Source organism: Sphingobium sp. PAMC28499 (assembly GCF_004795815.1).
Classification (GTDB): Bacteria; Pseudomonadota; Alphaproteobacteria; order Sphingomonadales; family Sphingomonadaceae; genus Sphingobium; species Sphingobium yanoikuyae.
The window spans coordinates 1,432,006-1,455,982 of sequence record NZ_CP039248.1 but is presented as its reverse complement, the minus strand read 5'-3'; the positions used below and the strand labels follow the sequence as shown (position 1 = coordinate 1,455,982).

Here is a 23,977-nt window from a genome sequence, read left to right as displayed (position 1 = left end):
TTAAGCCGGGGGTAGGGCCTCTGTTAAGTAATCGAAATGATTTGGTTAAAGGCTCAACATCAACCCGGCCAGCGCGGCGCTCATCAGATTGGCCAGGCTGCCGGCGACCAGCGCCTTCAGCCCCAGCTTGGCGATCATCGGCCGCTGATTGGGGGCAAGATTGCCGGTCACCGCCATCTGGATCGCGATCGAGCTGAAATTGGCGAAACCACATAGGGCAAAGGTGATGATGGCGATGGTCGAGGGCGAGAGGCCGTCCTGCACCTGGCCGAGATTGATGTAAGCGACGAATTCGTTGAGCACGACCTTTGTGCCGAACAGGCCGCCGGCCACCTGCGCCTCGTTCCAGGGAATGTTGAGCAGATACATGACCGGCGAGAAGACATAGCCGAGCAGCTGCTGGAAGCTGAGTTCGGGATAGCCGAAGATGCCGCCGATACCGCCGAGGATGCCGTTGGCGAGTGCCACCAGCGCGACGAAGGCCAGCACCATGGCACCGACGGCGACGGCCAGCTTGACGCCGGTCTGGGCGCCCTGCGCCGCCGCCATGATGATGTTGGCGGGCTTTTCCTCGTCATGTGTGGCGACGGGCATGGGTTCGCCCGGTGTGGTTTCCGCGTTCAGCACCGCCGCGACCGCAGCCGCACGGCGCGTTTCGGGCAGGTGGATATCATCCTCCAGCGGCAGTTCCGGTTCGCATTCCGGTTCGTCGGGCATCATGATCTTGGCCATCAGCAGGCCGCCGGGCGCCGCCATGAAGCTGGCCGCGAGCAGATAGTCGATCTTGATCCCCATCGAGGCATAGGCGGCCAGGATGGTGCCGGCGACGCCCGCCATGCCGCTGGTCATCACCGCGAACAGCTGCGGCCCGTTGAGGCCGGCGAGATAGGGACGGATCACCAGCGGGCTTTCGCTCTGGCCGACGAAGATGTTGGCGGCGGCGCACAGGCTTTCCACCTTCGACACGCCGGTCACCTTTTCGATCGCGCCGCCGACCCAGCGGACGATGAACTGCATGATGCCCAGATAATAGAGGATCGACACCAGGCTGGCGAAGAAGATGATCACCGGCAGCGCGGCGATGGCGAAGCTGGCGCCGCCGATTTCCGGCTTGGCCAGCGGGCCGAAGATGAAATTGGTCCCCGCCTGCGCATAGCCCAGCAGATTGGCGACGCCGTGCGACATGCCCGCGATGATGGCGCGTCCGGCCGGCACATAGAGCACCAGCAGCGCGATGCCCGCCTGCAGCAGGAAGGCGGCTCCGACCACGCGCAGCCGGATCGCGCGGCGGTTGGAAGAGAGGGCAAAGGCAATGGCAAGAATCAGCAATATGCCGGCGAGGCCGATAAGAAGATGCATGAAGCGCTTTCGCGGGAATGGGCAAACCGCGCGACTATACAGGGCCAGCGCGCGGAAACCAGCAGGGAATCCCGCCCCGCGACATAAATGAGATCGCCTCGCTTTTTTCGCCCAAATCGATCAGAACCATGGCGTCACAGAAGATGCGATGGGGAGAGGCGATGCTGATGGAAACCGACAAGCCCGGTGCCGCTACGGAATGGCGGCGTCATTATATGCTGCCGATCGCGGCCGCGCTCGGCTATGCCACCAGCGTCATCCATATCTATGGGCTTGGCCCCTATATCCAGCCGATCAGCGACCAGTTTGGCTGGACGCGGACGCAGGTGACGGTGGGGCTGACCCTGTCCACCCTGGTCCAGGCGGTCTTTTCCGTGCCGATCGGCCTGATGGTCGACCGGCTGGGGCCGCGCATATTCGGACTGGTCGGCGTGCTGCTGACCTGTGGCGCCTTTGCCCTGCTGGGCACGGCGACCGGCAGCCCTGGCCAATGGTATCTGCTCTGGGCGCTGCTGGCGCTCGCGACGTTGCCGGTGCAGGCGACGATCTGGACCAGTGCCGTCGCCACCCGTTTCGAGGCGTCACGCGGCCTGGCCTTTGCCATCACCCTGTGCGGCGCATCGATCGCGGTCGCCATCTTTCCGCTGATGGGCAGCTGGCTGATCGGTCAATATGGCTGGCAACGGGCCGCGCCGATCCAGGCGGCGATCTGGGCCGCGTGCAGCTTTCCGCTGATCTTCCTCTTCTTTCGTGGCGCGCGAGATCGGCGGCGCGGCGACGCCGAGACGGCCAATGCCGCAGTGCCCGCGATCGGTGCCACGCTGGCCGAAGGGGTGCGCTCCTCCATCTATCATCGCCTGCTGCTCGCCAGCCTGCTCTTCACCTTCACCATCATAGCGCTGGTCGTGCATTTCGTGCCGATCCTGACCGATCGCGGCGCGGACCCGATGCGGGCGGCCGGCATCGCATCGGTCGTGGGCCTCTGTTCGATCATCGGCCGGCTGGCGACCGGGCTGCTGCTCGACCGGTTCCGTGGATCGCTGGTCGGTGCCGGCGTCTTCCTGCTGCCGGCGGCTGCCAGCCTGTTGTTGCTGGGCGCGGGGAATAATGTCGCGCTGCTGATCGCGGCGGCAGCGCTGATCGGCCTGACACTGGGTGCGGAGGTCGATGTGATCGTCTATCTCACCACCCAGCATTTCGGCCTCAAGACCTTTGGCGGCCTTTATGGCGGGCTGCTGATGGCACTATCGGTTGGCACCGCCACCGGGCCATTGGGCGCGTCGGCGATTTTCGACCGCTTCGGCAATTACGCGCCCTTCCTGTGGATAACGCTTGTCCTGATGGTCGGTAGCAGCCTCGCGCTTGCCAGCCTGCCGCGCCCGGCCTTTGCCCGGCCGCGCGGCCATTGAGGGGGCATTGACATAAAGCGCTACAAAGCCGCCACGTCGAGACATCGCGAGGATATATGGCGCGCCTAGTCCTGCCCTTCTGACAGTCCACAGACGACAGAAGGGTAGAGCGAGATGATGCAGGACGGCGCGCATGACGACCATGGCCATGGCCTGACCGATGACCTGGCGCAGATGCGCAAGCTGGCCGGCGAGGCGATGGGCCGGCGCCGCACGTTGCGCCTGCTCTTTTCGGCCGGCAGCGCCGCGCTGATCACCGCCTGTGGTGGCGGCGGCAGTGACAGCGATAGTGACACGTCGACCGCCACGCCGACGCCCACCCCTACCCCGACGCCAACACCCACGCCGACCCCGACGTCGAGCACCTGCATCGCCGATCCGGAAGAGACCAACGGCCCCTATCCGGCGGACGGGTCCAACAGCAGCAATGGCAGCGTGGTCAATGTGCTGGACGACACCGGCATCGTGCGCACCGACATCCGTTCGAGCTTCGGATCGTCGAGCGGCACCGCCGAGGGCATCTATATGCAGCTGACCATCACGGTGGTGAACGTCAATGGCAGCTGCGCGCCGCTGGAGGGCTATGCCGTCTATATCTGGCACTGCACCCGCGACGGCCTCTACTCGCTCTACACCGTGCCGGGCGAAAATTACCTGCGCGGCGTGGGGGTGACCGATGCCAATGGCCAGGTGACCTTCACCAGCATCTTCCCCGGCTGCTATGACGGGCGCTTCCCGCATATCCATTTCGAGGTCTATCCCAGCCTGGCCAAGGCGACCAGCTATGCCAATCGCGTGCTGACGTCGCAGTTCGCGATGCCGACGGATGCCTGCAACACGGTCTATGCGACCAGCGGCTATTCCAGCAGCAAGACCAATTTCGCCAAGATCACCACCAGCAGCGACAATGTGTTCGGCGACAACACGTCGGCCCAGGTCGCGGCGATGACGCCCACCATGACCGGCGATGCGACCAATGGCTTCACCGGCACGGTGACGGTCGGCATCGCCATCTGACAGGAATTATGCGGATGACTTTGCAGGGATCGCCTTCAATCGATATGCTGACCGCCAATATGGACGGATCGCGCATATTGGTGGTCGACGATGATGCGGACATCCGCATCCTGTTGTCGGATTTTCTGGAGCAGCATGGCTTTGCCGTGACCGCGGTCGCGGACGGCGTGGCGATGGATCAGGCGCTGGCGGCGCAGACATTCGACATCGCGGTGCTGGACGTGATGATGCCCGGCGAAGACGGGCTGTCGATTCTGCGCCGGCTGGCCGCGAACGGCGACCTGCCGATCATCATGCTGTCGGCGATCGGCGGCGATATCGACCGGATCGTCGGGCTGGAAATGGGGGCGGAGGATTATCTGCCCAAGCCGTGCAATCCGCGCGAACTGCTGGCGCGGGTCCGCACCGTGCTGCGCCGCAATCGCCGCCAGACATCGGAACCGCAGGTGCCCGCCGGGCAGCGGCTGCGCTTTGCCGGCTGGCAGGTCGACATGGGCGTGCGCCTGCTGACCGACCCTGACAATGTCGTCGTCACCTTGACCGATGGCGAGTTCCGCCTGCTGCGCGCCTTCATCGAGCATCCGCGCCGGGTGCTGAGCCGCGACCAGTTGCTCGACTATTCGGCCGGCAGCGACGCGGAAAGCTATGACCGGGCGATCGATGTCCAGGTCAGCCGGCTGCGCCGCAAGCTGGAACGTGGCGAGATGGGCGACGAACTGGTCCGCACGATCCGCAACGAAGGCTATATGTTCACCGCCGAGGTCCGCCCGGCGTGAGCCCGGCAATGCTGCCGGGCGCCGGCGACCGGGGGCGCTACAACCCCTCGATCCTGACCCGGATCGTCTTTCTGGTCGCCGCCACCCTGTTGCTGGCGCTGGGCGCGATGATGCTGGTCGCCTTTCGCGGCCCGCCGCCCCACGCCCGGCCGATGATGCTGGTGGAGGCGACCGGCCTGCTGCGCGGCGGCACCCAGCCACCCGGAAGCTGGCAGATCAGCCGCTATCAATCGGATCGCGCGCCCGCGCCCGACGCGGGGCAGGAAAGCAACCGTGCGGGGGCCGAGCGCGTTGCCGGCCTGCTGGGCGTGCCGGCCAATGCGGTGGCGCTGATCCAGGAACGGCCGCCGATCGGCATGCCGCGTCCCGGACCGGAGATCGAGCCCCGGCCCGACATGGGGATGGAGTTCGACCCCGGCCGGATGATGCTGCGCGGCAGCTTTGCCCTGGCCGTGCGCGAGGATGGCAAGAACTGGTCGGTGCTGCTGGGGCGGCAAGGGCCGAACTGGCGCTGGTATGCGATCACCCTGTCGCTGATGGCGGGCATCTTCATCCTGCTGCTGCTGCCGGCCTATTGGGTGGCGCGGCGCATCACCCAGCCGATCCGCCTGCTGGCCGAGGGCGCCGCACGCGAGCGGCCGGAACGGGCCGAACCGCTGCCGATCGGTGGCCCGCCCGAGGTGCGCGCCATGGGCATCGCCTATAATCACATGCGCGCGCGGATCGCCGATTATGTGTCGGAACGGACCGCCATGCTGGTGGCGATCGCCCATGACCTGCGCACGCCGATGACGCGCCTGTCCTTCCGCCTGGAACAATTGCCCGACGGCCCGCGCGCCAAGGCGCAGGCCGACGTGCAGGAAATGCGGGCGATGGTCACCGACCTGCTCGACTTCATGCGCGAAGGGACCGAAGGGCGCCAGCGCGCGCGCATCGACCTGTCGGCCATTGTCGAGACGCTGGCCGACGACCTGGCCGACATGGGCCATGACGTCGTCGTCACCGCCAGCCAGCGCGCAGTGATAGAGGGCGACGCACTCGCGCTGCGCCGCTGCATCGGCAACATGGTCGAGAATGCGGTGCGCTATGGCGGATCGGCACGGGTCAGCCTGCGCGTCGAGGGCCACCGGGCGATCGTCGATGTGGTCGATTCCGGCCCCGGCGTTCCGCCCGAGATTCTCGACCGGCTGTGCGAGCCCTTCTATCGCGGCGAAGCGTCGCGCAATCGCGAGACCGGCGGCGTGGGCCTGGGCCTGTCGATCGCCCGCACCATTGCCGAGGGACATGAGGGCAGCATCGGCTTTGCCAACCGGGCCGAGGGCGGATTGCGCGCCACGGTGATCCTGCCGCTCGACCGCTAAAGCATCATCCCCTTCAGTTCCTGCAGCACCATCGCAGTCGGCATCGACAGGAACATCGCCACCAGAAAAGGTGCCAGCGTCGACGCGATCAGGATCAGCAGGCTGCGCAGGTCGACCGGCAGGAAACGCATGGCATAGACGTTGGAGACCACGCCATAGAGGTCGGCCGCCGCCGAAAAATCCGGCGCGGAGAGAAGATCGGGCTGTTCCTTCGCGCTGCCATCGAACCAGCGATCCTCGAACGACCGACCCAGCGCCACCGCCAGCGCGCCATAATGCATCGCGTTGCGCCGCCAGGCCCGCGCCATGACCGGGCGGAACACGCCCAGCGGCGCAACGCACAGCACCAGCGCCACCGCCACCGTGCCACCGATCAGGAAGCCGCCGGTCATCGGCGTCGCCGCGCCCTGGAGATGGACGTTGGCGAAGCGGCCCGCGGTGATGCAGCCAATCCCCAGCGCAAAGGTGCCGAAGGCCCGGACCGACTGGGCCAGAAAGCCCAGGCCGCCGGCATTGTCGGGATGGGCGACGACCAGCCGCAGGTCCATGGCCGCGACCTTGTGCAGCAGCCGCGTCCACACGAGGATGCGCCAGAGCCAGCCCATGAGCAGCGTCAGCAACAGCGGCAGGCTGACCAGCATATGCCACCAGCCGGCCGCCGATAGCCGCCCCGGCCCGGCGATGGTCCAGGCCGGCAGGCCATGGTTCGAAATGCCGGTCGCGAACAGCCACAGGATGATCGCATAGGCGGCGAGCAGCACCAGCAGTTCGGCGACCGGCGCACGCACCGCCGCGCGGGCCCTGGCCAGTTCAGCCCTCAATCCGTCCCCGGCATCAGGCGGGATCAGCCCCGAAATGGCGAGATGGCGCACCACCGCGCCCAGCCGCCGCGCGGTTTCGACATGGGCGACCAGCAGGAGCGGCACGGCAAAGGCGAAGCGGGCATGTGCCCCGATGTCGCGCAGGAAATGGCGCAGATCGTCCGCCCGGTCATGGCCCGGCAGGACGAGGATGAGCAGCAGGAGCGGCAACCAGCCGACCGCCAGTGCAAGCAGGGCACGGGCGCGCACCGTGGGCAGGGCCGGCACCGACAGGCGGACAAGGCCGGGCAGCCCGCGCGGCGGCCCCCATTCGAACAGGTCGTGCCCCTCCGCGTCCGCTTCGTTGGTCACTCGCACGCCCTTCCGCTTCGCCTCGGCCCATGAGAACCGCGACGATAGGAAGCATGCCCTTCCCGCCTATCGGGATTTATGCTGAGCCGACCGGAAAATGGCGGCCGTCACGGGTTGGCGGACTTGCCGTCCTTCTTGGCCTTGTGCGCCTTGAGCAGCGCGTCGATCTCGACGATCCGCTCGCGTTCCGGCGTGCCCTTGGGCAGGCCCTTGAGGCGGCATTCGGCCCATAATTTGCGCCGCTCGGATTCCAGCGCCTTGAGATAGAGATCGGCCATTGCAGCCTCCTGGATAAAGGAAAAGGGCCGGCGCCTCGCGACACCGGCCCTTTCATATCTTGTCTAGCCGAAAATCAGGCGGCCTTAATAGGGCCACCCTGATAAATCAGGCGGCCTTCGAGCGGCTCATGCGCTTGCGCTCGTTCGGGTCGAGGTAGCGCTTGCGCAGACGGATGGTCTTGGGCGTGACTTCGACCATTTCATCGTCGTCAATGTAAGCGATCGCCTGTTCCAGCGTCATCTTCTTCGGCGGGGTCAGGCGGACGGCGTCGTCCTTGCCGCTGGCGCGGAAGTTGGTCAACGCCTTCGACTTCATCGGGTTGACTTCGAGGTCTTCCGGCTTGGCATTCTCGCCGATGATCATGCCTTCATAGAGGGCTTCACCCACGCCGACGAACAGGATGCCACGATCTTCGAGCGGCCCCAGGGCGTAGGCATTGGCTTCGCCGGCGCCGTTCGAGATCAGGACGCCATTCTTGCGGCCTTCGATCTTGCCCTTGTGGGGGCCGTACTTCTCGAACAGGCGGTTCATGATGCCGGTGCCGCGCGTGTCGGACAGGAATTCGCCATGATAGCCGATCAGGCCACGCGAGGGCGCCGAGAAGGTGATGCGGGTCTTGCCGCCGCCCGAGGGACGCATGTCGGTCATCTCGGCCTTGCGGATGTTCATCTTGTCGACGACCGTGCCCGAGAATTCGTCATCGACGTCGATGACGACGGTTTCGTAAGGCTCGGTCTTGCCGCCATTCTCGTCTTCGCCGAACAGCACGCGCGGACGCGAGATGCCCAGTTCAAAGCCTTCGCGGCGCATGGTTTCGATCAGAACGCCCAGCTGGAGTTCGCCACGGCCGGCGACTTCGAAGCTGTCCTTGTCGTCCGATTCCGTCACCTTGATGGCGACGTTGGATTCGGCTTCGCGGGCCAGACGGTCGCGGATCATGCGGCTCGTCACCTTGCTGCCTTCACGGCCGGCCATCGGCGAGTCGTTCACGGCAAAGCGCATCGACAGGGTCGGCGGATCGATCGGCTGTGCCTTGATCGGGGTGCTGACCTGCGGGTCGGAAATGGTGTTGGCCACAGTCGCGACAGTGAGGCCGGCGAGCGAGATGATGTCGCCTGCCTTGGCTTCCTCGACCGGTACGCGGTCCAGACCCTGGAACGACATGATCTTCGACGCACGGCCGGTTTCGATCACATTGCCGTCGGCGTCGAGCGCGTGAATCGGCTGGTTGACCTTGACCGTGCCCGACTGGACGCGACCGGTCAGGATACGACCCAGGAAGTTGTCGCGATCGAGCAGCGTGACGAGGAAGCTGAACGGCGCGTCCTGATCCAGCGACGGCGGCGGGACATGATCGACGATCTTCTGGAACAGCGGCTCCAGCGTGCCTTCACGGCGCTGAGAATCCTCGCTGGCATAGCCGTTGCGGCCCGAGGCGTAGAGGACGGGGAAGTCGAGCTGTTCGTCGGTGGCGTCGAGCGTCACGAACAGGTCGAACACTTCGTCCAGCACTTCCTGGATGCGCTCGTCGGGACGGTCGACCTTGTTGACGACGACGATCGGCTTCAGGCCCAGCGCCAGCGCCTTGCCGGTCACGAACTTGGTCTGCGGCATCGCGCCTTCCGACGAGTCGACCAGCAGGATCACGCCGTCGACCATCGAGAGGATGCGCTCCACTTCACCGCCGAAGTCGGCGTGGCCGGGCGTATCGACGATGTTGATGCGGGTGCCGTTCCATTCGACCGAGGTGGGCTTCGCCAGAATGGTGATGCCGCGTTCCTTTTCCAGGTCGTTCGAGTCCATGGCGCGCTCTTCGACGCGCTGGTTGTCGCGGAAGGTGCCGGACTGGCGGAAAAGCTGGTCGACGAGCGTGGTCTTGCCATGGTCGACGTGCGCGATGATCGCGATATTACGCAGGGACATGTCTTGCCTTTGGGATATGGGGCTCCCCTGGCCGACACAAGGCCGCGCAGAGGCTTCGGGCGCGCCCCTACAGGAAATGACGCGATGCGGCAAGGGCAGCGGAAGGATCGGCCGAAGCGCAGATGAATATCCTGTCATGATATGATGTTTCCCTTGCCCCGCTGTGGCGTCCCCCTATGACACCGCGTCAGGTTCGCACCCTGAAAAGAAAAGGACACACCATGCGGCTGACCGCCACCCTTGGCTTTGCTTCCCTCCTCGCCCTTTCCCTGTCCCACCCTGCCTTCGCCCAGAAAGATGGTGCGCCCGACGCCGCCAAGCAGCATGCCGAGCAGACGGCGGACGAGATCGCCAAGAACTGGGCCAGCGCCCCGGTCGAGGAAGTGACCAAGACCAGCAAGGGCACGGCGAGCGTCGACGGCAAGTCGATCGCCTACACCGCGACCGCCGGCACGCTGACCATCCGCGATGCGCAGGGCAAGCCGACCGCCAGTGTCTTCTACACCGCCTATACCGCGCCGGGTAAGCATCGCCCGCTGACCTTCTTCTACAATGGCGGCCCCGGATCGGCCTCGCTGTGGCTGCGCATGGGCAGCTTTGCGCCCGACCATGTCCGCACCGGCAATCCCGAAGCGGTCGCGCCCGCGCCCTTCGACGTCGGCCCCAATCCCGACAGCCTGATCCGCAGCACCGACATGGTGTTCCTGGATGCGGTGGGATCGGGCTATTCGCGGCCGCTGGGCGACGCCAAGGGCGCCGACTTCTATGGCGTCGACCAGGATGTCGATGCCTTTGCCAAGGCGATCCTGCGCTACACCACCAAATATGGCCGCTGGGGCGATCCCAAATATATTTTCGGCGAAAGCTATGGCACCACCCGGTCGGGCGCGCTCGCCTATCAGCTGGAGGATCGCGGCATGGCGCTGAACGGCGTCATCCTGCTGTCCTCGATCATGAATTATGGCATCCGCCAGTCGGGCTTCGACACAATCCATATCGGCTATCTGCCGAGCTATGCCGCGACCGCCTGGTATCATAATCGGGTGCCTGGCGGCCGCCCGGCCAGCCTGGAAGCCTTTGTCGAGGAAGCGCGCGTGTTCGCCAACGGCCCCTATGCCGCCGCGCTGCTGAAGGGCCAGGACATCAGCGCCCAGGAAGAGGACGCCGTCGCCCAGCAGATGAGCCGCTTCACCGGCCTGTCGGTCGATTATCTCAAGCGCGCAAACCTGCGCGTGAGCCTCAGCCGCTTCCGCAAGGAATTGCTGCGCGACGGTCGCGAGACGCTCGGCCGGTTCGACAGCCGCTACAAGGGGATCGACGAGGATGCGGCGGGCGAGGACCCCGAATATGATCCGTCGGATACCGCGATCAGCGGCCTCTATGTCGGCAGCTTCCTCGATCAGCTCACCAACAAGCTCGGCTATCAGACCGACCTCAGCTATCGGCTGAGCGCGCGGGAAGGCGGCGCCTTCAACTGGGACTGGAGCCATGAGCCGCCGTCGGGCCGCAAGCAGAATGTCGCCGACGTCACCGCCGACCTCAGCACCGCGATGCGCATCAACCCGCATCTGCGCGTGCTGTCCTTGAACGGCTATTATGACATGGCGACGCCCTTCTTCTCGACCGAGCGGGATTTGAAGCACATGATGCTGGAGCCGGCGCTGCGCCCGAACCTGCAGTTCAAATATTATCCGGCTGGCCACATGGTCTATCTGAACCCGGAAGCGCTGCACCAGATGCGCCTCGACATGGAGCGCTACTACGCCGAGGGCGCGCGCTGACCTCACTTCCATCCTCCCCTGCAAGAGGAGGTGGCAGGGCGAAGCCCTGACGGAGGGGTGTTCCGTTATCGATAGCGAAGAAACCCCTCCACCACTTCGTGGTCCCCCTCCCCTTGCAGGGGAGGATGGAGATTTCCTGCGATCATGGGATCGCTCAATAGCGCAGCTTCGGATACCAGTCGGCCGGCCGCCCCTGCGGCGTCAGGTCGAGGATCGACCAGAGCGCAGCGATGTCCGGCGCATCGCGGGGATCCTGGCCCGGATCGGCCATTTCGCGCCCCATCTCGCTCATCCAGAAGAGCCGCACCTGATCCCCGTCGCGGCGATAGACGATCAGCGCGGGATATTCGCCGTCAGGCTGGAGCAGGTCGAGATCGCGGGCATAATCGTCGCCGATCGTCTGGATGAAGTCGGTGTTGCGCCAGCCCCGCTCCTGCGCGAAGGCGAATTGGCGTTCGACCGGGCTACGGCTCAGTATCTTGTAGGCGACGCGCTGCTTGATGTCGGTCGCATTGCCATCGACCGCGCCGATCCAGTTGGTACACATCGGGCAGGGCCGTTCACGTTCCGGCCCATACATCCAATAGTAACTGACCAGCACATCCTTGTCGCCGAACAGGTCGATCAGGCCGACCTCGAAGCCCTGTTCGTCCTTGAAGCGATAATCCTTCGTGATCAGCGGGCCGGGCGGCAGCGCCTGGCGCTGGGCGGTCAGGCGCGTCATGTGGCGACGAAAGTCGATTTCCGCCGCCAGCAGATCCTGCCGCGCCTTGGCATAATCCGCGCTTTCGCCCGGAAATGCCGGCCGGCGATGCGCCGCCATATCGGCGGCCGGTGTCAGTTGTTGGTCCATGGCCTCTCTCCTCCCGCGCCGAACGCGGCGCGGGAGGAGAAGGTTCAATGGTCGCTGGCAGCGAAGGCACCGATGCCGGTTTCCGCCCGCACCCGCTGGGCCGGATAGCCGGCCTTGTCCACCGCCGCGCGGGGCGAGCGGTCGAGCCGGGAGATCAGCCAGATGGCGATGAAGCCGGCCGGGACCGAGAAGATCGCCGCCGAGCTATAGGGGAAAGGTGCCGGGCCGAGGCCGAAGGTGGTGGTCCACACCGCCGGCGACAGCAGCGTCAGGACGAAGGCCGTCAGCAGCCCGATCGTGCCGCCCCAGGCCGCGCCGCGCGTGGTGCAGCCGCTCCACAGCAGCGACAGGATCAGCACCGGGAAATTGCCCGACGCGGCAAGCGCGAAGGCGAGGCTGACCATGAAGGCGACATTCTGTTTCTCGAACACCAGCCCCAGCAGCACCGCCAGCGCGCCCAGCGCCAGGGTCGTGATCCGCGAGACGCGCAGTTCGTCGGCGGAGTTGGCCCGCCCCTGTTTCAGCACCGTGGCATAGAGGTCATGGCTGACCGCCGAGGCGGCCGACAAGGTGAGCCCCGCCACCACCGCCAGGATCGTCGCGAAGGCGACGGCCGAGATGAAGCCCAGGAAGGCGTTGCCGCCGACCGCATGGGCGAGATGGATCGCGGCCATATTGCCACCGCCGCGCAGCGTGCCGTCCGCCATCTTGTAGCCAGCATCGGTGCCGACCAGAATGATCGCGCCGAAGCCGATGATGAAGGTGAGGATATAGAAATAGCCGATCCAGCCCGTCGCCCACAACACCGACTTGCGCGCTTCCTTGGCGTCCGGGACGGTGAAGAAGCGCATCAAGATATGCGGCAGGCCGGCCGTGCCCAGCATCAGCGCGAGGCCGAAGGAGATAGCCGAGACCGGATCCTTGATGAAGCCGCCCGGCGCCATGATCGCCCGCCCCCTTGCCGCGGCTTCGGCAGGAGGTGCACCGGCGGCCTGTGCCGCCGCGCTCTTCACCTCGACCGCGCGGGCGAACAGGGCTTCGAGTGAGAAGCCGAACTGGGCCAGCACCATCAGCGCCATGAAGCTGGCGCCGCCGAGCAACAGCACCGCCTTGATGATCTGCACCCAGGTGGTCGCGCGCATGCCACCGAACAGCACATAGAGCATCATCAGCGCGCCGACGATCACCACGGCCACCGCATAGGGCAGACCGAACAGCAATTTGATGAGCTGCCCCGCCCCCACCATCTGGGCAATCAGGTAGAAGCTGACCACCAGCAGGGTGGAGATGGCCGCGAAGCTGCGCACCGGCGGCTGGGCGAAGCGGTAGGAGGCGACGTCGGCAAAGGTGAAGCGGCCAAGGTTGCGCAGCCGCTCCGCCATCAGGAACAGCAGGATCGGCCAGCCGACGAGGAAGCCGGTGGAGTAGATCAGGCCGTCATAGCCGTCGGTGAAGATCTGCGCCGATATGCCGAGGAAGGAGGCGGCGGACATATAGTCGCCCGCCATGGCGAGCCCGTTCTGGAAGCCGCTGATGCCGCCGCCGGCGGTGTAGAAGTCCGACGCGGTGCGGGTGCGCGCGGCCGCCGCCTTGGTTATCCACAGGGTCAGGCCGACAAAGGCGACGAACATCGCGATCGCCACCCAGTTGATCGGCTGACGCTGCGCCTCCCCCTCCAGCGCGGCGGCGAAGGCGGGAGTGGGGAGCAGGGCAAGGGCGAGCGCGCCGGCAAGCCGCGCCCTCATGCGCCATGATCCTTGAGGATGGCGGCCATCTGCGCGTCATGATGGCGGTTGGCATAGGCGACATAGAGGCCGGTCAGCGCGATCGCGAGCAGGATGAGGCCAAGGCCGATCGGGATGCCGATCGAGGTGACGCCATCGCCGATCGGCATGCCCAGCAGCGCCTTGTCGAAGGCGATCAGCGCCAGATAGCCGACAAAGGCGATGAAGATGATCGCCGACAGCCACCAGCCCAGCCGCGCCCGCCGCGCCACCAGTTCACCATAACGGGGATCGACCGCCACCGCCGCGATCATCGCGGCCTGTGGATCGGCCGGGGCACGCCCTTCCTGCTGCGTCATTCACTCTCCTCTGGTCTTTGCGCCATGCTAACCAGACGCCCCCCGATTGCAATGGCATGGCCCGAGCGCCTATATCTGCATGGAGAGAGACTTGCGGCCTTACTGTTTTATGCACATATGACAGCAAGGCCGATCTGGCCCCTGGGAGATGACATGGCTTCGACCGCGCCGACCGCGACCGCTGATACGCTGAACCTCACGCCGCCCGATCCGGTGCCGGTGGTCGCCCCCGAAAAGGCGGCAGGACTGGTGCCGATCGACGAGGAAAAGCGATCCAAGCTGGACGAGAAGGTCGATGCCTTCATCGACGATCTGGTCGCTCAGGACGCCAATTCGCCCGCCTTCGGCCAGCGCGTCGACCAGCTGACCAATATGGGCCGCAAGGAAATCGCCGAGGCCGCCGGGCACAGCAACCGTTTTCTCGACCGCCCAGTGCGCGCGATGGACAGCGACAACAAGGTCGGGGCCGATCTGGCCGAACTGCGCCGCACGGTGGAGGATCTGGACCCCGGCAAGCGCGGCAGCCTGACCGCGCCCAAGAAGCTGTTCGGCATCATCCCGTTCGGCAACAAGATGCGCGACTATTTCGACAGCTACAAGTCGAGCCAGACGCATATCAACTCGATCCTGGGCAGCCTTGCCAGCGGCAAGGACGTGCTGATCAAGGATAATGCCGCGATTGACGTGGAACGCCAGAATATGTGGCAAACCATGGGCAAGCTGGAGCAGATGATCCACATCAGCAAGACCATGGACGCGCGCCTCGAGGCCAAGGCGCTGGAGCTGGATTCGACCGATCCGACCAAGGCCAAGGCGATCCGCGAGAGCGCGCTCTTCTACATCCGCCAGCGCACCCAGGATCTGCTGACCCAGATGGCGGTCACGGTGCAGGGCTATCTGGCGCTGGACCTGGTGAAGAAGAATAATGTCGAGCTGGTGAAGGGCGTGGACCGCGCCAGCACCACCACCGTCGCCGCGCTGCGCACCGCCGTGACCGTGGCGCAGGCGCTGGTCGGCCAGCGGCTGGTGCTGGAACAGATCACCGCGCTCAATACCACGACCGCCAATATCATCGATTCGACCGGCGAACTGCTCAAGAGCCAGACCGCGCAGATCCACGAGCAGGCCGCCAGCAGCACGATCCCGATCGAGACGCTGCAGCGTGCCTTCCAGAATATCTATGACACGATGGACAATATCGACACATTCAAGCTCAAGGCGCTCGAAAACATGAAGACGACAGTCACGGTGCTGTCGAACGAGGTGGAAAAGTCCAAGGGCTATATCGCCCGGTCCGAGGGCCAGGCCCAGGCCGCCAAGGAAGCGCGGGCCGAAAACCCGCTGCTGAGCGCGATCGAGGGATAAGGATGCGCCCCACCCTGCCCCTTTTCCTGAAGTTGATGGCATGAGCCGGTCCGACCGCGTGCTGGCCGATGCCGAGGCGGTGCTGCGTCGCCATAGCGAGCGCGGCAAGAGCCTGACCAGCCGCGCGCGCGAACGGCGCAACGCGTCGATCATGCGGCGGCTGGGCCGGATCGCCGGCGCCGCCTTCGCGATCATCATCGCGGCCATGATCGCAGGCTGGTTCATGCCGCTGGGCACCAGTGGCGTGATGATCGTGCTTGGCCTGCTGCTGGTCACCACGCTGTTCTTCGCGCTGCTGCCGGGCGAGCGCGCGGTCAGCCCGGACAAGCTGGCCGACAGCGCGCTGACCGCCCTGCCGCTCAAGACCGAAATCTGGCTGGAAAATCAGCGCAAGGCGCTGCCCGCGCCAGCGGTCACCCTAGTCGACAGCATCGGCGTCAAGCTGGAGACGCTGGCGCCGCAGCTCGAACGGCTGGGCGAGCAGGATCCGGCCGCGCACGAGATTCGCAAGCTGCTGGCCGATCATCTGCCCGAACTGGTCACCGGCTATCAGTCGATCCCCGCGCCGCTGCGCCGCGAGGAACGTAATGGCCGCGTGCCCGAAAAGCAGCTGATCGAAGGGCTGTCGGTGATCGACGCCGAGATCGGGCGGATGAGCGAGCAGCTGGCGAGCGGCGATCTCGACAAGCTGGCGACCCAAAATCGTTTTCTGGAGCTGAAATATCAGGAGGCGAAGGAACTTGGCGCCTAGCGCCGTCTTCCTTCCTGCATGATTCACCTCACCCTCATCATCGTCGATTTCCTGACGGGCCTGCTGGCCGCCGGGGCCTGGGCGCTGGCCTCGGCCGGCGGCGCGATCGCGGCCGTGGTGGGCGGCGGGGTACTGGGTCTATCGCTGTTCCGCCGCTGGCGACGGCGAGGCTGACAGCCGCTGCCTGTGCCGGAGGAGACCGGCGATCCCGCCTGCCTCCGGCACATCCACACTGCCTGATCTAGAAGCGGAAGGTCAGATAGGTGGCGGCATAATAGAGGTCGCGGCCGGGTTTGAACTTTTCCGAGACGTCGCCATAGATGGTGTAGAAGCCCAGCGTCATGAACGGGTTGAGCGCATATTGGCCGGCCGCCGTCGCGCGCTTGCCGAAGAAGCGGCTGTCGCTTTCGTCGCCGCGCCGAAGCACCTGGCCCCCGAGCGAATAGACGCCATCCTTGGTGGAGGTGCGCCACAGGCCCGCCGCCGAGAAATCGAGCTTCAGCTTCGCGGTCGGCTGGATTGACAGCTGCGGCTGGATAATCGTCAGATTATGCGGGCCAAGGTCGCCATTATAGGTGAGCGGCTTGGGGAAGAGCGGCGCATAGGTGCCGATCTTGCCGTCATTGGGGTTCTTGTCGCCCGAGCCGACATCGACGCGCAAGGCCAGCTTGGGCTTCCATCCGCCCTGCCAGCCATAGGCGGCCGTGCCGGTGACATAATAGGCGTCGATGTCGAGATCGCCGAACGAGCCCCATTGGCGGATGCCCTCGACATCGATGCTCCAGGCGTCGCGCTTGCCGGCATAGCGCAGCGACAGGGTGCGGCGCTGGTCGCGGGCGGCGGCTTCGCTGTCGAAGGCGAGGCTGGCGCGGTCGGAAGAGACGAACAGCGCCTCGGCGCGGCCGGTGCGGGCGCCGGTGCCAAAGCTGCGGCCGGCATGAAAGCCGGTCAGATCATAATCATGGTTGGTTTCGTCATCGAAGGTGCCGAGCTTCTCCAGCACGGCATGACCGGTGAGGAAGCCGCCATCCCATGGTCCCTGGGTCGCCATGACGCGCAGCAGGTCGAGCGAGCGGCGGGTATTGGCGCCTTCGCGCATGTCGAACACGGTCTGGTTGCCGATGCCGATTTCCTGCCGGCCGAGGCGGGCGGTGATGCGACCCTTGCCGACCGGGACATGCGCCTCGACAAAGGCCTGGTTGAAGTCCAGCCGGCCTTCCTCGATCGGGGCGACGACGGAATCGAGGCCGGTGCTGGTCGCATGTTCGAGATCGACGAAGGCGCGGAACAGTCCTTCGATCTGGAGGTCGCCCCAGATGCGGCTGCGCTGCTGGAAATTGCCGTCATCATCCTGCGGGCCGCGGCCCCAGCGTTCGCCCAGCCGCAGTTCGGGGCGCAGGCGCAGTTCACCGCCCAGCGTGGCATAGGTGTTGCCGACGATCGGCAGATATTTGAGGCGGGTCCACAGGTTCGCGTCGCGCACGTCGCGGAAGCCGGAATAATCCTCGTCATGGTTGATCGGGCGGAAGACGGGCTTGGGCGCCTTGGGCCGCTCGCTGGTCTGCGAGGCGGGCAGTTGCGCCTCGGTGGTTGCCTCCTGCTTCTGCGCGACGCCGACAGGAGCGGGCGGCGGGGCCGGGGCGGCTTGTGCTGCGGAGGCGGCCAGGACGGGCGCCAGAAGATCGAACATGCATACTCTCCGGTATATGGGTTTTTCTGGTTATGCGCTGGCCTGGTCGGGCCGTTTTGCGATGAGGCTCTGGAGCAGGTGGACGGCGAGGCCGAAAATCAGCCCCCAGAAGGCGGAGCCGAGCCCGGCCAGCGTCATGCCCGATGCACTGACAGCGAAAGTGACAAGGGCGGCGTCGCGTCCTTGCTCGGCACGCAGCGCGGTGCTGAGCGAATTGGCGACGACCGGAAACAAGGCGAGGCCCGCCAGCGCGGCGATCAGCGTCTTGGGCAGGGTGGCGAACAGCGCCAGAACGGTGGCGGCAAAGGCGCCGAAGACGAGATAGGTGACACCGCCCGCGATGCCGGCCATGTAGCGGCGGGCGGGATCGGGATGGGCGTCGGGGCCAAGGCAGATGGCGGCGGTGAAGGCGGCGAGATTGAGGCCATGGCAGCCGAACGGAGCCAGCGCGATCGAGGCGATGGCGCTGGTTGAGACGATCGGCCGGGCGGCAGGCCGGTCGTAACCGGCGGCGCGCAGCACGGCGATGCCGGGCAGGAACTGGCCGGTCAGTGCGACCACCGCCAGCGGCACGGCGATGCTGGCGGTCGCGGCCCAGTCGAAGCGCGGCGTCGTCCAGACCGGCATGGTGAGGTGTGGCGTACCGATCGATCCCGACAGACCCCCGCTGAGCGCGGTGATGGCGACGCCGGTTATCAGCACCGCGACCACGGCATAGCGCGGCGCCAGCACGCGACCGGCGAAGAAGGCGGCGATCATCGCGATCAGCATCACCGGCGCGGACGGCACGGCGCCAATCATGTCGATAACGAAACGAAATAATATGCCGGCCAGCATCGCGGCAGTGATCGCGGCAGGCAGCCGCTGCATCAACCGGTCGAAGGCGCCCGACAGGCCGACCAGCAGGACCGCGAGATTGGCGACGATATAGGCGCCGATCGCGGTCGCGAAATCAGTCTGCGGCAGCATCGTCACCAGCAGCGCCGATCCCGGTGCCGACCAGGCGATGACGATCGGCACGCGCCAGCGCCAGCTAAGCACGATGCCCAGGATGCCGCTGCCGATCGAGATTGCCCAGATCCAGGAGGCGACGAGGACGGGTTCAAGGCCCTGCGCCGCCTGGAAGATGATCACCAGCGGGCCGGCATAGGATATGGTGGTGGCGATGATCCCGGCGATGATCGCCGGGATCCAGCCCGTCTGGCTTGCAGTCATGATGGTCCGATCACGCCGCCAGGGCGTAGTTTTCTCGGGCAACCTGCTGGCGACGGCTCAGCATGAAGACCAGGGTGGCCAGCACCGAGACGAGGCCCGGAATGGCGAAGGCGACGAAATTGAGCGTCATCGGCAGTTGCGCCGCAAGCAGCACGCCGCCCAGCATCGGCCCGACGATCGCGCCGACCCGGCCCATGCCCGATGCCCAGCCAAGTCCGGTCGAGCGCACCGACAGGTCATAGAAATCGGCGACGCTGGCATAGAGCAATATCTGCGTGCCGGTGGTGCCGGCGCCGGCGACGAAGATCAGCAGATAGAGGATCGGCATCGGCCCGTTGAGGCCGAGCAGGCTGATGCAGATCGCGCCGAGCAGGAAATAGGCGATGACCACCTGGGGCAGGCCGAACCGGTCGGCCAGGCGTCCGCCGGCGATCGCGCCGAACATGCCGCCGAAATTGAGTGCCAGCAGGAAGGACAGGCTGGACCCGAGGCTGTATCCGGCGCTGCGCATCAACTGTGGCAGCCAGGAGCCGAGCGCATAGACCATCAGCAGGCAGCAGAAGAAGCAGAGCCACATCGACAGCGTGCCGAGCGTGCGATTGTGCTGGAAAAGCGCGGCAATGCTGGTTTTGGCGGCGATACCCTGCGGCTGGAGCAGCGGGCCGTCGAGGCGCTGGCCGGGCGACAGCCGCTGGAGGATGGCGCGGGCCTGTTCCTGGCGCCCTTGACGAACGAGGAAGCCGGCCGATTCCGGTAGGCCGCGCAGGACGAGCGGCAGGAGGATGAGCGGCACGGCGGCGGCAAAGAACATCGCCTGCCAGCCGAACAGCGGCAGCAGCCAGATGCCCAGGCCCGCCGCCGCCATGCCGCCCACGGCATAGCCGCTGAACATCAGTGCGACGAGTGTGCTGCGCATCCGCTTGGGCGCATATTCATTGGTCAGTGCGACCGCATTGGGCATCAGCCCGCCACAGCCAAGGCCGGCAAGAAAGCGCAGCACGCCGAACATGGTGGGCGTGGTGGCGAAGCCGTTGACGAAGGTGGCGGCGCTGAACAGCGCGAAGCAGATGGTGATGCAGGTCTTGCGCCCGATCCGGTCGCCCAGAGGACCGAAGAAGAGCGCGCCGGACATCATGCCGAACAAGGCCCAGCTGGCGAGCGACCCGGCCTGGGGTGCGGTAAGTCCCCATTGATCCATCAACTGTGGAAGGACGACTCCGTAAATGAAGACGTCATAGCCATCGACTATAAGCAGGATGGCACAAGCAATGATGATCTTGAGATGTAGGTTTCCGAACCTGGCTTCGTCGATGTGACGATTTATATCGATACCCTGCATATCGATTCCTCTCCCTTATTGATGGGTATGATTTCCCCGGAAAGTGAATGACATGCAGGGCGGCGCCAAATACCAATTAAGTCCCGTTGAAATACGCTACGGGTATGGCGGGCGGTTCGGTGGCTTCAAAGCTCCTCGGTCAGGGCGGCCGGCACCTCATAGCCCCATTGCGCATATTGGCGCGCGATCACCGACGCCATCAGCGCCAGTTCGGGCGAACGGTCGCCGGGGCGGTGGCTCATGATGATGGGAGAGGTGGCCGGCTCGATCAGGTCGCGAAAGGCGACATCGTGGCTGCGGGCGCGATGGACCGATTCGGGGACGATCGCCATCCCCTCCTGCGCCGCGACCAGGCCGATGGCGATCTGCAGTTCGCGCGCTTCATGGACGATGCGTGGTTCGATCGCATGGTCGCGGAACAGCGATATGACCTGATCGGCATAGCTGGGGCGCGGCGCGCGCGGATAGATGATCTGCGGTTCTTCGGCCAGATCGCGGATCGAGATCGGTCCTTCGCCGCGGGCCAGCGGGTGGTCCATCGGGAAGGCGGCGACCATCTTCTCATTACGCAGGATGATGCGACGGACGGCAGGATCCTCGAACCGGATGCGGCCGAAGCCGACATCGATGCGTCCGTCCTTCAATGCTGCGATCTGTTCCAGGGTGGTGCTTTCCACCATGACCAGTTCGACATTGTCGGCGACCTTGCGAAATTCGCGGATCAACTCGGGCAGGCGGGCATAGATGGTCGAGGCGACGAAGCCGATCACCAGCCGGCGGCGCTGGCTGGTGGCGGCGGTCTTCACCATCGTCTCGACATCCTCCATCCGCGCCAGCAACTGCAGCGCCTGGGCATGGAGCAGGCGCCCGACATCGGTCAGCCGCAGCGGACGGCTGGCGCGGTCGAGCAGAGGCGCGCCGACATGCGCCTCCAGTTGTTGGATCGCACGCGACAAAGGTGGCTGGGCAATATGCAACCGATCGGCGGCGCGGTTGAAATTGCCTTCGTCGGCCACCGCCACGAAATAGCGCAAGAGGCGCAGGTCCATCACTGACTTATACCTCCAGAGTATGGCCCCTTGACCGCATTGATCTTTGAAACCGGCGCGGACGAGGCATAGCTATCCCATGAAACGTAAGCATTTGGGAGAGTCGCCGCAATGGCTGGATTGAGCCACGCCGATACCTTCATCGTCGATGTGCCGACGATCCGCCCGCATGTGCTGGCCATGGCGACCATGCACGCCCAATCGATGGTGATCGTCCGCCTGACCGATGCCGACGGTATCGAGGGGATTGGCGAGGGCACCACGATCGGCGGCCTCAGCTATGGCGAGGAAAGCCCCGAAAGCATCAAGTCGGCGATCGACACCTATATCATCCCGGTCCTGGAAACATGCGATCTGGCGCAGGTCGGCGCGACCATGGCCAAAGTCGCCCGCTGCGTGCGCGGCAATCATTTCGCGAAATGCGCGGTCGAAACGGCGTTGCTCGACATGGCCGGCAAGCGGCTGGGCATCCCCGTGTCCGAACTGATCGGCGGCGGTCGGGTGCGCGACAGCCTGCCCGTCGCCTGGACGCTGGCCAGTGGCGACACTGCGCGCGACATTGCCGAGGGCGAGGAGATGCTCGACCGCCGGCGCCACCGCATCTTCAAGCTGAAGATCGGCAAGCGCGAAGTGCGCGACGACGTCGCCCATGTCGGCGCCATCTGCAAGGCGCTGGGCGACCGCGCCAGCGTGCGCGTCGACGTCAACCAGAACTGGTCGGAGGCGCAGGCCAAGATCGGCATGGCCATGCTGCATGATGTCGGCTGCGACCTGGTCGAACAGCCGATCGCCGGCGACGCGATCGCCGCAATGGCGCGCCTGTCGAAGAACCAGCCGGTGCCGCTGATGGCGGACGAAGCGTTGAATGGTCCGCGCAGTGCGATGCGCATCGCCAGCGCCCATGCCGCCGGCGTCTTCGCGCTCAAGATCGCCCAGTCGGGCGGCCTGTTCGCAGCGGCCGACGTGGCCGCGATCGGCACGGCGGCGGGTATCGGCCTTTATGGCGGCACGATGCTGGAGGGCGGTGTCGGCACGGTCGCGTCGGCCCATGTCTTCGCTACCCTGCCGGACCTTGTCTGGGGCACCGAACTGTTCGGTCCATTGCTCCAGACCGAGGATATTTTGCGCGATCCGCTTGGCTATGCCGACTTCTCGCTGACCGTGCCGACCGGGCCGGGCCTGGGCATCGCCTTTGACGAGGACAAACTCGCCTTCTTCCGGCGCGATCGCACGTCGCCGATCCTTCACGCCGTTACCGCAGGAGCCTGAAACCCATGCTGTTCATGGTCGAAATGGACGTCAACATCCCGCTGGATTTCGATGCGGCGGAAGCCGCCAGGATCAAGGCCGCGGAAAAGGCCTATTTCCAGACGCTGCAGGCTGCCGGCACCTGGCGCCATATCTGGCGCAAGGTCGGCCTCTATTCCAACGTCTCGATCTTCGATGTCGAGAGCAATGCCGCCCTGCACGACACGCTGATGGCGCTGCCGCTCTACCCCTTCATGACGATGAAGATCACGCCGCTCTGCCGCCATCCGTCCTCGATCCATGAGGATGATCGCTGATCGTCCGACACAGACCGCAAAGCTTAGGAGAGAAAATATGGGTACCAGCTTCGTAGAAACACCGGAAATCCAGAACCTGCTCGACCGTGTCGCGGGTCTGGACTGCGACGGTGGCAACGCCCGCATGAAGGGCATCGTTCGCGACCTGATCCAATCCTGCATGACCGTCATCGCCCGCTATGATGTCAGCGAGGACGAGGTGTGGAATGCCGTCAACTTCCTGCAGGGCGCGGCGGGCGCGGGCGAACTGGGCCTGTTGATGCCGGGCGTCGGCCTGGAACATTTCATCGATCTCTACATGGATGCCAAGGATGCCGAGGCCGGCAAGTCGGGCGGCACCCCGCGCACGATCGAAGGGCCGCTCTATGTCGAGGGTGCGCCGATCGTCGAGAGCGGCGCCTATCTGACCGATGATGCCGACGATACCGACACGCTCTACATGACCGGCCGCATCATCGGCCCCGATGGCGAGGCGGTGACGGATGGGCTGGTCCATGTCTGGCATGCGGACTCGCACGGCTTCTATTCGCATTTCGACCCGACCCATGAACAGACGCCGTTCAACAATCGCCGTCGCCTCAAGATCGCGGCGGACGGCACCTATGCCTTCTCCTCGAAGATGCCGAACGGCTATTCGGTGCCGCCGGGCGGCGCGTCCGACACGCTGATGAAGGCGCTCGGCCGGCACGGCAATCGCCCCGCCCATGTGCATTTCTTCATCGAGGCGCCCGGCTATCGCCGCCTAACGACACAGATCAATTTCGGCGACGATCCGTTCGCTGCCGACGATTTCGCCTTCGGCACCCGCGAAGGGCTGTTGCCGGTGCCCAACCGCCAGGGCGACAGCGCGCATATCGCCTTCGATTTCCATCTGCAGCGCGCGGACGATGAAGGCGACGAGGCCTTTTCGACCCGCAAGCGCCTGGTGGTGGATGCCGACGAACCGGTCACGGAACCGGCCTGAGAGGAGAGAGGATCATGACCAGCCCC

22 protein-coding genes are annotated in these 23,977 nt (G+C 65.5%); 11 read left to right on the top strand and 11 right to left on the bottom strand.

Annotated elements, in window-relative coordinates; genetic code table 11:
* Positions 1–45: 45 nt before the first annotated feature.
* Positions 46–1,359 (bottom strand): nucleoside transporter C-terminal domain-containing protein, encoded by a 1,314-nt coding sequence (locus tag E5554_RS07015; protein WP_004210148.1) that lies wholly within the window; start codon positions 1,357–1,359, stop codon positions 46–48.
* 161 nt (positions 1,360–1,520) lie between these two features.
* On the opposite strand from E5554_RS07015, the gene E5554_RS07010 reads away from it, so the two are divergent.
* From E5554_RS07010 to E5554_RS06995, 4 genes are all read left to right on the top strand, one after another.
* Positions 1,521–2,768: an MFS transporter gene (locus E5554_RS07010; protein ID WP_136188288.1), complete on the top strand. Its 1,248-nt coding sequence runs from the start codon at positions 1,521–1,523 to the stop codon at positions 2,766–2,768.
* Positions 2,769–2,882: 114 nt separating this feature from the next.
* On the top strand, positions 2,883–3,785 hold the full coding sequence (locus E5554_RS07005) for an intradiol ring-cleavage dioxygenase (RefSeq protein ID WP_136186356.1): 903 nt from the start codon (positions 2,883–2,885) through the stop codon (positions 3,783–3,785).
* Positions 3,786–3,799: 14 nt separating this feature from the next.
* Positions 3,800–4,561 (top strand): response regulator, encoded by a 762-nt coding sequence (locus E5554_RS07000; protein ID WP_247594401.1) that lies wholly within the window; start codon positions 3,800–3,802, stop codon positions 4,559–4,561.
* Between the two features lie 8 nt (positions 4,562–4,569).
* Positions 4,570–5,922, top strand: coding sequence for an ATP-binding protein (locus E5554_RS06995; protein WP_136188287.1), 1,353 nt, complete (start codon positions 4,570–4,572; stop codon positions 5,920–5,922).
* On the opposite strand, the gene E5554_RS06990 is transcribed toward E5554_RS06995, so the two are convergent.
* From E5554_RS06990 to typA, 3 genes are all read right to left on the bottom strand, one after another.
* Complete coding sequence (locus tag E5554_RS06990) at positions 5,919–7,094, bottom strand: hypothetical protein (protein ID WP_247594400.1); 1,176 nt, start codon at positions 7,092–7,094, stop codon at positions 5,919–5,921. The two genes, E5554_RS06995 and E5554_RS06990, sit on opposite strands and share 4 nt — an antisense overlap.
* Before the next feature lie 107 nt (positions 7,095–7,201).
* Positions 7,202–7,372 carry a hypothetical protein gene (locus tag E5554_RS22990; protein ID WP_004210141.1) on the bottom strand — a complete coding sequence of 57 codons (171 nt, stop codon included), beginning with the start codon at positions 7,370–7,372 and terminating at the stop codon, positions 7,202–7,204.
* 106 nt (positions 7,373–7,478) lie between these two features.
* Positions 7,479–9,296 (bottom strand): translational GTPase TypA, encoded by a 1,818-nt coding sequence (typA, locus tag E5554_RS06985; protein ID WP_069336852.1) that lies wholly within the window; start codon positions 9,294–9,296, stop codon positions 7,479–7,481.
* Positions 9,297–9,517: 221 nt separating this feature from the next.
* On the opposite strand from typA, the gene E5554_RS06980 reads away from it, so the two are divergent.
* Positions 9,518–11,077 carry a peptidase S10 gene (locus E5554_RS06980; protein ID WP_136186354.1) on the top strand — a complete coding sequence of 520 codons (1,560 nt, stop codon included), beginning with the start codon at positions 9,518–9,520 and terminating at the stop codon, positions 11,075–11,077.
* Positions 11,078–11,231: 154 nt separating this feature from the next.
* Here the strand turns inward: E5554_RS06980 and E5554_RS06975 are convergent, their stop codons facing one another.
* The 3 genes from E5554_RS06975 to E5554_RS06965 are packed head-to-tail and all read right to left on the bottom strand — an operon-like array spanning position 11,232 to position 14,013.
* Positions 11,232–11,930: a DUF899 family protein gene (locus tag E5554_RS06975; protein WP_136186353.1), complete on the bottom strand. Its 699-nt coding sequence runs from the start codon at positions 11,928–11,930 to the stop codon at positions 11,232–11,234.
* A 44-nt stretch (positions 11,931–11,974) separates the two neighbouring features.
* The gene (locus E5554_RS06970; RefSeq protein WP_136186352.1) at positions 11,975–13,675 is read right to left on the bottom strand and encodes a cation acetate symporter; all 1,701 of its coding nucleotides are present in this window, start codon (positions 13,673–13,675) and stop codon (positions 11,975–11,977) included.
* A complete protein-coding gene (locus tag E5554_RS06965) occupies positions 13,672–14,013 on the bottom strand; it encodes a DUF485 domain-containing protein (protein WP_136186351.1) in 342 nt (113 codons plus the stop codon). The genes E5554_RS06970 and E5554_RS06965 overlap by 4 nt, the downstream gene beginning before the upstream one ends.
* A gap of 153 nt (positions 14,014–14,166) precedes the next feature.
* On the opposite strand from E5554_RS06965, the gene E5554_RS06960 reads away from it, so the two are divergent.
* Genes E5554_RS06960 through E5554_RS22985 form a run of 3 tightly spaced genes read left to right on the top strand, consistent with a single transcriptional unit; the run spans position 14,167 to position 16,303 of the window.
* Positions 14,167–15,378: a toxic anion resistance protein gene (locus E5554_RS06960; protein WP_097385387.1), complete on the top strand. Its 1,212-nt coding sequence runs from the start codon at positions 14,167–14,169 to the stop codon at positions 15,376–15,378.
* Positions 15,379–15,418: 40 nt separating this feature from the next.
* Entirely contained in the window at positions 15,419–16,129 is a 711-nt protein-coding gene (locus E5554_RS06955; RefSeq protein WP_004210134.1) for a hypothetical protein, read from the top strand.
* A gap of 18 nt (positions 16,130–16,147) precedes the next feature.
* The gene (locus E5554_RS22985) at positions 16,148–16,303 is read left to right on the top strand and encodes a hypothetical protein (protein ID WP_004210133.1); all 156 of its coding nucleotides are present in this window, start codon (positions 16,148–16,150) and stop codon (positions 16,301–16,303) included.
* A 67-nt stretch (positions 16,304–16,370) separates the two neighbouring features.
* On the opposite strand, the gene E5554_RS06950 is transcribed toward E5554_RS22985, so the two are convergent.
* The 4 genes from E5554_RS06950 to E5554_RS06935 all read right to left on the bottom strand — a co-directional run bounded on the left by E5554_RS06950 (position 16,371) and on the right by E5554_RS06935 (position 21,422).
* On the bottom strand, positions 16,371–17,819 hold the full coding sequence (locus tag E5554_RS06950) for an alginate export family protein (RefSeq protein WP_136186350.1): 1,449 nt from the start codon (positions 17,817–17,819) through the stop codon (positions 16,371–16,373).
* Between the two features lie 30 nt (positions 17,820–17,849).
* The gene (locus E5554_RS06945; protein WP_136186349.1) at positions 17,850–19,034 is read right to left on the bottom strand and encodes a benzoate/H(+) symporter BenE family transporter; all 1,185 of its coding nucleotides are present in this window, start codon (positions 19,032–19,034) and stop codon (positions 17,850–17,852) included.
* 10 nt (positions 19,035–19,044) lie between these two features.
* Complete coding sequence (locus E5554_RS06940) at positions 19,045–20,235, bottom strand: aromatic acid/H+ symport family MFS transporter (RefSeq protein WP_247594399.1); 1,191 nt, start codon at positions 20,233–20,235, stop codon at positions 19,045–19,047.
* Between the two features lie 263 nt (positions 20,236–20,498).
* Entirely contained in the window at positions 20,499–21,422 is a 924-nt protein-coding gene (locus tag E5554_RS06935) for a LysR family transcriptional regulator (RefSeq protein WP_010339175.1), read from the bottom strand.
* A 111-nt stretch (positions 21,423–21,533) separates the two neighbouring features.
* On the opposite strand from E5554_RS06935, the gene E5554_RS06930 reads away from it, so the two are divergent.
* Genes E5554_RS06930 through E5554_RS06920 form a run of 3 tightly spaced genes read left to right on the top strand, consistent with a single transcriptional unit; the run spans position 21,534 to position 23,951 of the window.
* On the top strand, positions 21,534–22,691 hold the full coding sequence (locus E5554_RS06930) for a muconate/chloromuconate family cycloisomerase (RefSeq protein WP_136186347.1): 1,158 nt from the start codon (positions 21,534–21,536) through the stop codon (positions 22,689–22,691).
* Positions 22,692–22,696: 5 nt separating this feature from the next.
* Positions 22,697–22,987 carry a muconolactone Delta-isomerase gene (catC, locus tag E5554_RS06925; protein WP_037511893.1) on the top strand — a complete coding sequence of 97 codons (291 nt, stop codon included), beginning with the start codon at positions 22,697–22,699 and terminating at the stop codon, positions 22,985–22,987.
* A 37-nt stretch (positions 22,988–23,024) separates the two neighbouring features.
* Complete coding sequence (locus tag E5554_RS06920) at positions 23,025–23,951, top strand: dioxygenase (protein WP_136186346.1); 927 nt, start codon at positions 23,025–23,027, stop codon at positions 23,949–23,951.
* Positions 23,952–23,977 lie beyond the last annotated feature (26 nt).